This window comes from Mucilaginibacter sp. NFX135 (assembly GCF_048565145.1).
GTDB lineage: Bacteria > Bacteroidota > Bacteroidia > Sphingobacteriales > Sphingobacteriaceae > Mucilaginibacter.
In genome coordinates this window covers 21,500-34,271 of the sequence record NZ_CP183412.1, presented here as the reverse complement: position 1 = coordinate 34,271, position 12,772 = coordinate 21,500, and the positions used below count along the sequence as shown (strand labels likewise).

Here is a 12,772-nt window from a genome sequence, read left to right as displayed (position 1 = left end):
CGCGATTTCAAATTCGTTACAGGTGATCGGGTTCAGATCAAATAAATTTTATATCCAGGTAGGGGTAAATTGTCCTGAAAGTGTTTTAGTGGAAATAAGCATCAATAGAAACTATGAATGATATAAGCCATTGCACGCCAGATAGTTTTGCTGGATTAAAGTATGAAAGTAATAACCCAATGAAAATAATTGAAGACCATATAGACAAGGCCTTAAAGGCACTTCATTTTAAACTGGTTGACGATTTGCCCATGATCATCTGGTACGTAACCAGCAGCTTATAATTTGCCGATATGAACACGATGGACAGGTTATTAACCAAATATATGCTGGGCGAAGCCAGGCTGACCGAGATAGAAACGATTGACAAATGGATAGCCGCCAGTAAGCAGAATTTAAAATATTTTACACAGTTTAAACTGGTATGGGAGATCTGCGAGCTGGTAAAACCCGAAAGCACTATTGATATAGAAGAGGCCTGGGAAAAGTTTAAAAAGATGGCCAAAAGAGGCAAAGGCCCCACGGCTATCATCAATATGATATGCCAGATTGTGAAAGCCCCTACATTAATTAATTAGCCCCTAACCAGCAGGTTACAGCCGGCGATCCTCTTCGTTAATAAGCACATCGTTGATACTGGCGTATCTTTTTTGCATCAGGCCATGCTCATTAAATTCCCAGTTCTCGTTACCGTAGGCGCGGTACCATTGCCCGGCGGCATCGTGATACTCATATTCAAAGCGTACGGCTATCCGGTTGCCGGTAAATGCCCAAAGCTCCTTTTTTAGTTTATAGTCGAGCTCTTTTTGCCATTTGGCTGTGAGGAATTGTACGATCTCGGCCCGGCCATTGATAAACTGGGAACGGTTGCGCCATTCGCTGTCGATGGTGTAAGCTAAGGATACCCGTTCAGGATCCTGACTGTTCCAGGCATCTTCTGCCAGCTGTACTTTTTGGGTGGCCGTTTCAAAGGTGAATGGCGGTAATGGTAGTTTTTGTTCCATGATGCTACAAATATAGTCAGGGTAATAGCAATCCTTATGGTATCATTTACTGATTGTGTGGTGCAGATGATGGAAAATATAAAACCTTGCGCTCATTTGTGCCACTGATGTTATATAGTGCCTATTAAGCGCCCCTCTTGAGAGTAATAGCCCATGAAAAGGCATAAGTGAAAATTAAGCATCTATCGACTCACCCCGACGTCGCTGCGCTCGTCACCCCTCTCTCCGCTTCGCGAATAGAGGGGATTTTTAATTCTTTTTTTCTTTACCCTCTTTGCGGCAAAGCCGCAGAGAGGGTGGTCCAGCGAAGCGTAGACCGGGTGAGTTGGCTATGCGACTTGTTTTTAACCTTGTAAGTTTAAACTCCGCCTTTTCATGGGCTATTACTCTCAAGAGGGGAATCGCACTGCCTCCCGCTTTTTTAATTCTTCCCAACACTTGTGATTACAAATGAGCACAAGTAGAAACTATCTCAAACCCTTGATGGCGCTACGCCGAAAGTTTTCTTAAAGGCGTAGGAGAAATGTGACAGATCCTCAAAGCCCAGTTCCAGGTAAACATCGGATGGTGCTTTGCCCTGTTCCTTGATCTGATAGTGAGCCTCCTGCAACCTTTTTTGCTGTAACCAACGGCTGGGCGTAATATGAAATATCTTTTCAAAATCGCGCTTAAAAGTAGCCAGGCTGCGGCCGGTTAAATAAGCGAATCTTTTGAGCTGTACATTGAAATGAAAGTTTTTGTTCATAAAACCTTCCAGATCGATTTTGCCGGGTTCGCTAAAATCAAACAGCACATCTTTGAGCTCGGGGTTACCCTGTAATAGTATCAGGATAGCTTCACGCAATTTGAGCGACAGCAGGTTTTTATCCATCGGTTGCTGCAAATGCTCATAGGGTTGCAGCGAATCCATAAAGCTTTTATAAAGCGGGTTGGGTTTTAGAATGATGATGCTGTCGCCCTCATATTGTTTTTGTGCCGTGTAGCCGTACTCCATACTAAAATTACGGAGCGTTTGCTGATCCAGGAATACCGAAACCGATTTAAATTCACCGCCGGGTGGTGGCTGTTTCAGGAATTTAACCAGCTGGTTCCTGCGGCTCAGCCTGAAATCGCCGGGACCGGAGTGGTATACTTTATCCGTACCAGTAAGTGTAAGATCGCCCGAGATCTGGAAGCTGAAGGCATGCTCCGGAATAAACTGTTCGCCGCCGCGGCTCCTGGTATAGTAGCAGGAGTAATGGATCTCTGATTGCGCACTAAGCTCGTTCTCTTTAAGCATATTGATCAAATTTAAAAAATTAAAACAGGACCATCCGCAATTGGCAGATGATCCTGTTTGGGGATAAGCTGTATAACGGTTAATTACCCTTACGGTTGATTAGATTTTTACCCATTTCTGATTCCAGAAAGTTCTCCGCCTCGTTGTGATCTGTGGATAGGCTTACCGGCATCCATTTTTCCATTTCGGCGGCGCGCAGGCTGTCGGCATTTTTTAATAAGGCAATAGCTTCACTGCCCAATACCAGGTGGGTTGGCGGCTCGGGATGATCAACCAGTTCAACCATTACTTTAGCGGCTTTATCCGGGTCTCCTACAGGTACAAATTTACCGCTTTTGAAATAATCTACACGGGCACCAACAGTTGATTCATAACCCTCAACAGGCTCGGCATAGCTCATGGAGTCGCCGGCCCAATCGGTACGGAAGCCGCCTGGTTCCACACTGGTTACATGGATGCCCAGATCGGCTACCTCTTTGGATAACGCTTCGCTGAAACCGCCCAGGCCAAATTTGGCAGCCTGGTACATACTTAGTCCGGCATTACCTACACGGCCGCCAACCGAACTGATCTGTAAAATTCGGCCTGAACGGTGTTTGCGCATATATGGCAATACCACACGGGTAATCTCGATAGGCGCGTACAGGTTGGTTTCCAGCTGGCTGCGTACCTGCTCATCCGTAAAAGCTTCGGCGGCGCCAATGATGCCAAAACCGGCATTGTTCACCAGCACATCTATACGGCCAAAATGCGCGATGGTGCCTGCTACAGCCGCAATGATCTGCGCCTTGTTGGTTACATCCAGTTGTACCGGCAATAGCTGCCCTGGATATTTGTCGGCCAGATCTTTTAATTGTTCGGGTTTGCGTGCTGTAGCGGCTACTTTATCGCCTTTGGCCAGCACTGCTTCTGTTAGGCTGCGCCCCAATCCGCGGGAGCTGCCTGTTATAAACCAAATCTTTGTCATTGTCTTTTACTTTAATTTGTATAACAAAGGTCGGCAGTATTTCAAGGGGGAGCTTTGTTGAAACGTTCAAGTTGCTTTGTTGAAACGTTCATGGGAAAGGAGCAAGGATTTTTGGATTAGGGAACAAAGACTGTTGTCCGCTGCAATAATCGTTACTCAGCTGGAGGCGAGCGACCGTGGAGGTATAACAGATGCTTCACTCTGTTGAGTGTTACAAATATAATAAGCGAAGCAACGACCGGTGAACCAGCTCCCGTATCCTTCCTGATATAATCACATTGCACTTTGAATGTGAACTGTTTTTATTGTAATTTAGCCATTGCCGCCAGCTAAATAGGTGATGTTTTTTGGCCAGATTATAAATACAATACGGGTACTTAAATCCTAATAGTAAGTACTGATCAACATGAGATTTTTTGTTTCAGGAATAATTTCGGTTATTTTTTTAAATATACTATGGATACCGCCTGTTCATGCGCAATCATACGGGCTTGGTTTTTATAGTCATGAGGTAGTACAGGATAAACGCACCATCTTAAACCTGGGCATCAGCAATGTTGCGGCAAAAGATAATCTCGAGGTATCCTTTGATCTATCGTTCATTCCTAACCGGCAAATATACTTTGGCTATATGCTCCGGTTGGTGGGCGACGATAAGCAAAACATCGACCTGGTATATGATAACCAGTATAATACCAAACATTTCAAGATCATCATTGGCGAAAAGCTTTCCAAAATATCATTCAATATTGATGATAAGCAGCTGTTTGATAACTGGAGCAAACTCAAAATTTTTATCGATTTTAAGAACAACAAGCTTACCGTATCTGCCGGCAAAGCTTCTTACAGCGAGGTAGGGGTACACTTAAAGCAAAGCGCGAACTATAAATTATTGTTCGGGGCCAATGCCTACCGGCAATATCAAACCACCGATCTGCCGCCGTTTAAGCTGCGCGATGTAAAGGTAGCGCAGCAGGATAAGCTGCTATCCTGGTGGCCGCTGAACGAATGGCAGGGCGATATAGTGCGCGAAACCGTAAATCAGAATAATGGCACAGTCAGCAATCCACTATGGATCAAGGCGCGTCACCGTAACTGGCAAATGGAAAAAGAGTTTAGTATTGCCGGTGATGCCAGCCTGGCTTTTGACCCGGCCACCGAAACGATTTACATGATCACAGCCGACTCATTGCTTTCTTATTCGGTCAACAAAATCAGTCCTTTAAAGAGCGAAGTTTACAAAACCGGCAGGCAACAACTTATCCCCGGCGATCAGGCCCTGTTTAATAATGGTAAGCTATATTATCTTTTTATCGACCAAAAAGTTATCGCCACTTATAATATCCGCGACCGGCAGTGGGATAAAAGCTTTAAAAATATGCCCCAGGAAACCAATACCGGGCACTTGAATAAGTTTTTCTGTAAGGCAGATACATCGGTATACACGATTGGCGGTTACGGGCAGCTGGTTTATAAAGACAGTGTGAAACGATATAACGTAAACACCGGCGCCTGGCAGGAGATAAAAACTAACGGTGATGTATTTACGCCCCGCTACATGGCTGGATTAGGGGCCAGCGCGGCAGGCGATACCGTGTATGTGATAGGCGGTTATGGCAGTGCATCAGGCCAGCAGATTGTAAATCCACGTAACTTGTATGATGTGATGCGTTTTATCCCCGCGACTAAAACGTTTAAGAAATTATTCAGTATTAATGTTAAAAACGAGGACTTTGTATTTGCCAATTCGCTCATCATTAACAATAAAAGCAAAACGTATTACGGGTTGATATTTCCGCAGCATAAGTTTAACTCCAACCTGCAGTTAATTAAAGGATCGCTGGATAAACCCACTTACCAACTGGTGGGCGATACCATTCCCTATTTATTTCATGACGCCCGTGCTTATGCCGATATTTACTACTGTCCGCACAGCAATAAATTTTTAACGGTTACCCTTTTTAAGGATAAAGAGCAAACCAGAATTAAGGTGTACTCGTTGCTGAGTCCGCCCGAGCCATTAGATAGCCCTGCACTCAGCGAAGCCGGCAATAACTATATTTTATGGATCGGCGGCCTGTTTGTGGCAGGCCTGTGTGTAGCGGTCGTGGTAATTGTTTATCGCAGGAAAAGCAAAGTACAGCCGCCGCCATTAGTAACAAAAGCTGTTACGGAACCTCTGCCCCATAATACCGAGCAGACCGGACTACCCATTGAACCCGATCATGACAACCGGGTGAATAATAACAAGAACGCCATATTTTTATTTGGCGATTTGCAATTGTTTACACCAGATGGCCACGAGATCACCAAATATTTTACACCACTGCTTAAAGAGCTGTTCCTGGTGATTTTATTGTACTCGGTGAAACTGGGCAGGGGGGTAAGTTCCGAAAAGCTGAACGAGATATTGTGGTTTGATAAATCAGAAAAAAGCGCCCGCAACAACCGCTCGGTTAATATAGCCAAGCTCAAACCCCTGTTGGATAAAATGGGAAATTGCCACCTGTCGAAAGATACCGGTTACTGGAAAATTGAGATCGATTATAACCAGATCATGGTTGATTATCATAACTATCTCAACATTGTATCTAACAAAAGTAAGCTCAACAAACAAAAGATCATCCAGCTTACACACATCACCCAGCGCGGCAACTTTTTATCAAACATCGAGTACGAATGGCTCGATGCCTTTAAATCTGAAGTATCCAACGAGATCATCGATTCCTATATCCAGTTTGCCGGATCGGTTGAGATTGCCGACGATGCCGAGTTCCTGATCAAACTGGCCAATGATATTTTTTACTTCGACCCGGTAAACGAAGACGCTATGATACTGAAATGCAAGGCCCTCTCGTATCTGGGCAAACATTCGCTGGCTAAAAATACTTTCGAGAATTTCAGCAAAGAGTACAAAGTGATCTATGGCGAAGGTTTTGAACGTGATTTTCATTCGATATTGGAGTAGGGCTTAATTATTGAATTAGCGATTTAGTGAATTACTGAATTTTGTTTCCCATCAGCATAAGCTTTGGATGAAAACGGGCAGAACCATGTTGGCTTGTGCGGCTGCAGAGGGCATAGTAAGTTTTTGCTGATGCCGGACAGAAGCACAAGTTGCAATTATTTTGCCCTACTTCGTTCGCACAACCTGCGCTTTTAAGCAAAAAATGTTAAAATAAAGCTTTAAAAAGGTTTTATATAATGCGTGCCTTTGTTAAAGCTGGGTAATAATGGCGTTACCTGCACGCGCCTGATGCTATATATTCCTGCAATCGCTAAACACATTAGAGGCGTTTTTTTATATTTGCACACTTGTTGGCGTCAGATGCCCAACCGGTTTACACCGCAGGCGATATCAGGAAGTTGGCTTACCGCCAGTAATTTTTTAATAACACCAGAATAATGCAAGCTCAAATTGACCAGTATACAGCCGAAATAAATGCTTTTTCGCCGGCTAATGCCGATGAACTGGAAACATTTCGTATCAAATTTTTAGGTACCAAGGGAATTATAAAAGACCTTTTTGAGCAATTTAAAGCCGTTGGCCCCGAAGAAAAACGCGTTTTTGGTAAAGTACTTAACCAGTTTAAACAACTGGCCGAAACCAAATACAATGAACTAAAGGAAAGTTTTGACTCCGGACTTAAAACTCAGGACTTAGGACTTGACCTCACCTTGCCTGGTGAAGATTTTGCTGTTGGCTCACGCCATCCGCTTTCACTGGTACGTAATGAGATCATCGATATATTTAAACGCCTGGGCTTTGTGGTTGCCGAAGGACCGGAAATTGAGGACGACTGGCATAACTTTTCGGCGTTAAACTTCCCCGAAGAGCACCCCGCGCGTGATATGCAGGATACTTTCTTTATCAAAAAGAACAGTGGTAAGGATGATATCGCTTTGCGTACCCATACCTCATCGGTTCAGGTACGGATGATGGAGCATGGTAAACCACCGTTCAGGGCTATTATGCCGGGCAGGGTTTACCGAAATGAGGCTATATCGGCCCGTGCGCATTGCTTTTTTCACCAGATTGAAGGTTTGTATGTAGATGAGAATGTATCCTTTGCCGATTTGAAACAAACGCTGTATCACTTTGTGCAGGAATTATACGGTGAGGGTACCGAAGTGCGTTTCCGTCCGTCGTATTTCCCGTTCACCGAACCATCGGCCGAGATGGATGTATCCTGTACCATTTGCGGCGGGTCGGGTTGCAATATGTGTAAATACAGTGGTTGGGTTGAGATATTAGGCTGCGGCATGGTTGATCCTAACGTGCTGGAAAACTGCGGTATCGACAGTAAAAAGTATACCGGCTTTGCCTTTGGTATGGGTATGGAAAGGATAGCCAACCTGAAATATGTTATCCGCGACCTGCGTTTATTTTCTGAAAACGATGTGCGCTTTTTAAAACAGTTTCAAACCGAAATACTATGAAAAAGTTTATACTGGTCATGCTAACAGGTATTTGTTTATTTTCATGCGGCAAGGGAGGTAGTGTTGTGCCCAGTGTGCCAATAAATTATACTGGTCAGTTATTTTCACCCCCATTAAATAAGCTTAGCAATGGGGGCCCACCTCAGTTTATTAGTGGCTATGGTGTTGCAGGTTTAGTAATCTATAAGAATATTCAAGGAAGGTATATTGCTTATGACCGGTGTAGTAGTTATCAGCCCGAAAAAAAGTGCGCAGTTAATGTAGATGATAGTGGTCTTACGCTGATTGATCCATGTAGCGGATCAAAATTTTCTTTAGAAGATGGCTCTCCAGTAAAAGCGCCAGCGACACACTCCCTTAGGTCCTATGAGGTTGTTCAAACCCAGTTCACAATCCAAGTTGTCAATTAAATTAATAAATGGAAGCCGATAAAATAAAAGATAGTATAAAGAGGGCGGCACAGGAGTTATTCCGCAAATTCGGTTACCATAAAACCAGTGTTAACGAGATAGCCAAAAAGGCTAAAATTGCCAAGGCTACTATTTACAAATATTTTGATAGTAAAGAGGCCGTTTTACATGTACTGCTGATGGATTACATCAAAGCCAGTGTTGACGACTTGATACAGCACAATGCCCCTGATATTGACGAGGAAGAGTATTTGAACAATCTCATCATGAAAACCTGCCGGTTATCATACACCATATGTAATGAATTCATCGGCTGGGATTTTATCAGGGAGTCGACCAATTCACAGGATTTTTTGAAGAATCTTTCCAACGAACTGGAGGATTTGCTGATGGCCTCGTTTATACAATTACCCGGCATCCGTAAGCACGAAACCTACCAGCAAAGGCTGCGCTTTTTAATAAAATGCAGTAAGAGCATTGTGTTTAGCTTTGCTTTCACTTCGGTAAGCGACTCAGACGTACGCAAGAATTTTGTTTCTTTTCAAAAGGAGATCCTTCCTTACCTGGTGAAGGCGGCAATTTCGGTTTAATTTTTTTAAAAGAAATTATTTGGATTGTTTAATTCTTCTTTGTTACTTTGAGTTTCAAAGTACTATTATATTAATAGAAAATGCGATAAGGCTCTCAGGGCCTTCTTTTTGATCGTGATGCTTTGAATTGCAAAGTACTTTATAATAAAAATAACATGACCGAAAACGAATCACCAAAACAAGGAATAATGGACGGGCTCAAGGAGTCGATAACCATTAAATTGCTCTTTATTTGTACGCTGATCCTGGTATTGTTGGTACCATCATCGCTGGTTAATAACCTGATTGATGAACGAGCCAGCCGGCAGGATGAAATGATGCGCGATGTATCCGACAAATGGTCGGGCAGCCAGGTGATCAAAGGTCCTGTGTTGATCATCCCTTACAAACAACAGATTAAAGAAACGGATGCATTAAACAAGGAAGTTATCAGAGAGCATACCGGGAATTTATACATTTTGCCTGATAATCTGCATATTAAAGCCGGGTTAAGCACTCAGATTCTGCACCGGGGCATATTTGATGTGGCTGTTTATAATTCGCAGGTAAAGATATCAGGCAATTTCTCCAAAGCCGATCTGGGTAGCCTATCCCTGACTTCCGATCAGCTTTTGCTGAATAAGGCCCGGATCGTATTTAGTATCAGTGATCTGAAAGGCCTGAAAAACAACCCGGTGATCAAAGCCAATGATCAAACACTAACCACCGAACCTGTATTTGATAACGCATCGGTATTTGGCGGGGGCTTACAGGTAGCTGTGGATATTTCAGGCGCTAAAGATGGGAATGTACCTTTTGAATACGCCCTGGACTTGAAAGGAAGTCAGAACTTAAGCTTTTTGCACCTGGGTAAAACTACCGATGTGGAAGCAAGCGGAACCTGGAGCAGCCCCAGCTTTGATGGCCGCTACCTGCCCGACGAACGCACCGTAAACAAAGATGGCTTTAAGGCCCGTTGGCGCATGTTGTATTATAACCGCCCTTTTCCACAACAATGGATAGACAATGACAGGCTCCTCAGCAACGATAAAAAGCTTACCGATGCTACATTTGGTATAAAATTGCGCCTGCCGGTTGATCAGTATCAAAAAACAATGCGCACCAGCAAGTATGCGCTGCTTATCATTGCGTTAACATTCATATCACTGTTTTTAACCGAGGTGATCCGCAAGCAAAGGATCCATATATTTAATTATGTACTCATTGGCATAGCCATGATCATTTATTATTCCCTGCTGCTTTCTTTTTCGGAGCAGGTGGGTTATAATTACGCCTATCTCATTGCCTCGGTTTCAACCATAGCATTGGTGTCGGTGTTTATCGCATCCTTGTTAAAAAATAAAATGGCGGCCTTGTTATTTGCCTTTATCCTGTCAGTTTTTTACGCGTTCATTTTTGTGATCATCCAACTGGAAGATTTCGCCCTCATCATTGGCAGTATCGCTTTATTTATGGTAGTGGCCATATTGATGTACTTCTCGCGTAAAATAAACTGGGATAAGCATTAATTATAAAAGGGGATGGTAAAAAATCTGTCCCTTTTTTATAAAATACCGTATACCAATTTGGTTTTTAGTATAATATTTACTATGTTAGCATAACAAATATTTTATCATGAGTCCCGAGCTAACAGAATTTTCAGACATGATTGATGAGCAATTTGATATAGCCGATATGGATACCGATGATTTTGTATCCTATATCCTAAGCTTGTTCGCCTGATTGCTTATTGTATTCTCTGTGGTTCGCTTTTAAGCGGAACGGATATTCTTTTGTCCGGTAATTCATGAATCCGAATCTATAAACCCTAAACCTTAATCAAAAAGCGAGTCGGGGAATTAGCCATTTTCTTATTTCCCGGCTCTTATCTCCTTAGCAAGATGCGTTTACACTGGGTTTACATGTAAACCCAGTTTTTTGTATAAAAATTAATTTAATATATTGATTGTCAATTAATTGAATCAGTGTTAACCATGAAAAGTGTAAACCATGTAAACCCACTTTGTGCTTATCTCTAACCTCCTGCTTTTATCCTAAATAAATACGGTTAACTTTGCAGCCTGATGAATAAAGTTGCCAAACAGAAGTTTTTTGAGGATGTCCGGATCATTGATATTGCCGAAGAAGGCAAAGGCGTAGGTAAAACCGACGATTTTGTGCTTTTTGTAGATAAAGCCATCCCCGGCGATATAGCCGATGTACAGGTTTACAAAAGCAAAAAGAATTTTGGCGAGGGCCGTATAGTCGCGCTTAAACAACCATCCGAATACCGGGTTGAACCCTTTTGTGAACACTTTGGCACCTGTGGAGGCTGCAAATGGCAGCACATGGATTATACCGGCCAGCTCAAATTCAAACAAAAATCGGTGGCTGATGCTTTGGGTCGGATAGCCAAAGTTGATGTGGAGGGTATCATGGATATTGTGCCATCACCAGCCGACCGTTATTACCGCAACAAGTTAGAATATACATTTTCTGATAAACGCTGGCTGTACGACGGCGAGAACAAGGAAGATGAAACCCTGAACATGAACGCGCTGGGATTTCATATCCCCGGTAGGTTTGATAAGATACTGGATGTAAAGCATTGCTATCTACAAGCCGAACCGTCAAACACACTGCGTAACAGCATCCGCGATTTTGTGATAGCACAGGGTTATACTTTTTATAACCTGCGTAACCACGAAGGTGCCTTGCGTAACCTCATCGTTCGTACTTCATCAACCGGCGAGGTAATGGTTATTGTGGTATTTGCTTATGTGAGCGAAGAGGAAGTCAACAAGCTGATGAACTTTATTGATGCCGGTTTCCCGGAGATCACTTCGCTGCTGTACATCATCAACCAAAAAAAGAACGATACCATTTTTGACCAGGATGTGATCGCCTTTAAAGGGCCGGAGTATATTCACGAAGAAATGAATGGCATCAAATTTCGCATTGGGCCAAAATCATTTTACCAAACCAACAGCATCCAGGCCCTGCGTCTGTATGAAATAACCCGCGATTTCGCTGGTTTTAAAGGTGATGAGCTGGTATATGACCTGTACACTGGCGCCGGCACTATAGCTAATTTTATTGCAGGCCATGTAAAAGAGGTAGTGGGGGTGGAATATGTGCCTACTGCCATTGAAGATGCTAAAGTGAACTCAGCCATCAATAATATCACCAATACCAAGTTTTACGCGGGTGACATGAAAGATGTGCTGGTTGCCGATTTTGTGGCCGAACACGGTAAACCCGATGTGATCATCACCGATCCGCCGCGGGCGGGCATGCACCCTGATGTGGTAAACCGCCTGATGGAAATTGAGGCTCCGAAAATTGTGTATGTAAGCTGCAATGCCGCTACCCAGGCCCGCGACCTGCTGGTACTCAAAGAGAAATACGATACGGTAAAAATACAACCTGTTGATATGTTCCCCCACACACAGCATGTGGAAAATGTAGTGTTGCTGGTGTTACGGGGGAATTAGTTCGTAGATCATGGTTCATAGTAAAAAGAGTAAAAACCAAAAGAGAAAAATTTAGGTAATACTTTAATACAACGGATCAAGGTTCGGACAAAAGAAGTATCAACGAAATCAACATAATCAAATAAATCAACGGTCAATATGCAACCCGAAGATCTGTTAAACGAAGGCAATGAAAGCCCTAAACCAGCTCATGACAGCCCGCTGCTGAGCCTGGAACGTGAGCTTAAAATTTTTAAGGAATCGATCCATGAAGTGGCTGTCGAAATTATGATGGAGGGATTATCTTCTTATCCTATTTTTATAGCCCATCAGCACGAACTGAAACTGGGTGAGGTTATCCTGGACAGAAACGATCTGAATACCGATTGGAGCATCCACGCATCAACCCTCGAAGAGTTTGAAGAACGGGGCGTCATTAAACCCGAGCTGAAAGACCGTTTTATCAACAGCTATAAAAATCCCAACGATTTTATGTGCGTTTTTGTGGTGGTACCCGAGGGTGCGAATTTTGTTTATTTCCCGTATGGGAAATGATGTTGCAAGGTTTCAATGTTGTAAAGTTGAAAGGTTAAGGTGTATATTTACAAGGTTGATACTTAAAAACATTAC

The 12,772-nt window shown here is 43.1% G+C and carries 12 protein-coding genes; 9 read left to right on the top strand and 3 right to left on the bottom strand.

The features are described 5' to 3' along the window. The first annotated feature begins 113 nt into the window (after positions 1–113). Both ACNURT_RS00180 and ACNURT_RS00175 read left to right on the top strand, forming a co-directional pair. Positions 114–284 carry a hypothetical protein gene (locus ACNURT_RS00180; protein WP_419700027.1) on the top strand — a complete coding sequence of 57 codons (171 nt, stop codon included), beginning with the start codon at positions 114–116 and terminating at the stop codon, positions 282–284. 18 nt (positions 285–302) lie between these two features. Further along, entirely contained in the window at positions 303–578 is a 276-nt protein-coding gene (locus ACNURT_RS00175; protein WP_419700026.1) for a hypothetical protein, read from the top strand. Between the two features lie 15 nt (positions 579–593). Here ACNURT_RS00175 and ACNURT_RS00170 read toward each other — a convergent pair whose 3' ends face one another. The 3 genes from ACNURT_RS00170 to ACNURT_RS00160 form a co-directional block, all read right to left on the bottom strand. Beyond that, entirely contained in the window at positions 594–1,004 is a 411-nt protein-coding gene (locus tag ACNURT_RS00170; protein WP_419700025.1) for a DUF1348 family protein, read from the bottom strand. Between the two features lie 472 nt (positions 1,005–1,476). Continuing rightward, the gene (locus ACNURT_RS00165) at positions 1,477–2,283 is read right to left on the bottom strand and encodes a helix-turn-helix domain-containing protein (protein ID WP_419700024.1); all 807 of its coding nucleotides are present in this window, start codon (positions 2,281–2,283) and stop codon (positions 1,477–1,479) included. A 79-nt stretch (positions 2,284–2,362) separates the two neighbouring features. Beyond that, a complete protein-coding gene (locus ACNURT_RS00160) occupies positions 2,363–3,250 on the bottom strand; it encodes an oxidoreductase (protein ID WP_419700023.1) in 888 nt (295 codons plus the stop codon). Between the two features lie 406 nt (positions 3,251–3,656). On the opposite strand from ACNURT_RS00160, the gene ACNURT_RS00155 reads away from it, so the two are divergent. From ACNURT_RS00155 to ACNURT_RS00125, 7 genes are all read left to right on the top strand, one after another. Further along, positions 3,657–6,218: a galactose oxidase gene (locus ACNURT_RS00155; protein ID WP_419700022.1), complete on the top strand. Its 2,562-nt coding sequence runs from the start codon at positions 3,657–3,659 to the stop codon at positions 6,216–6,218. Positions 6,219–6,655: 437 nt separating this feature from the next. After that, entirely contained in the window at positions 6,656–7,690 is a 1,035-nt protein-coding gene (gene pheS / locus ACNURT_RS00150) for a phenylalanine--tRNA ligase subunit alpha (protein ID WP_419700021.1), read from the top strand. Then, the gene (locus ACNURT_RS00145; protein ID WP_419700020.1) at positions 7,687–8,100 is read left to right on the top strand and encodes a hypothetical protein; all 414 of its coding nucleotides are present in this window, start codon (positions 7,687–7,689) and stop codon (positions 8,098–8,100) included. Before pheS ends, ACNURT_RS00145 begins: the two co-directional genes overlap by 4 nt. Positions 8,101–8,108: 8 nt before the next feature. Continuing rightward, entirely contained in the window at positions 8,109–8,690 is a 582-nt protein-coding gene (locus ACNURT_RS00140; RefSeq protein WP_370998534.1) for a TetR/AcrR family transcriptional regulator, read from the top strand. A gap of 155 nt (positions 8,691–8,845) precedes the next feature. Continuing rightward, positions 8,846–10,198, top strand: a complete 1,353-nt coding sequence (gene creD / locus ACNURT_RS00135; RefSeq protein WP_419700019.1) for a cell envelope integrity protein CreD — start codon at positions 8,846–8,848, stop codon at positions 10,196–10,198. A gap of 555 nt (positions 10,199–10,753) precedes the next feature. Further along, on the top strand, positions 10,754–12,163 hold the full coding sequence (rlmD, locus tag ACNURT_RS00130; RefSeq protein WP_419700018.1) for a 23S rRNA (uracil(1939)-C(5))-methyltransferase RlmD: 1,410 nt from the start codon (positions 10,754–10,756) through the stop codon (positions 12,161–12,163). A gap of 138 nt (positions 12,164–12,301) precedes the next feature. Continuing rightward, on the top strand, positions 12,302–12,697 hold the full coding sequence (locus tag ACNURT_RS00125; protein ID WP_419700017.1) for a hypothetical protein: 396 nt from the start codon (positions 12,302–12,304) through the stop codon (positions 12,695–12,697). Positions 12,698–12,772 lie beyond the last annotated feature (75 nt).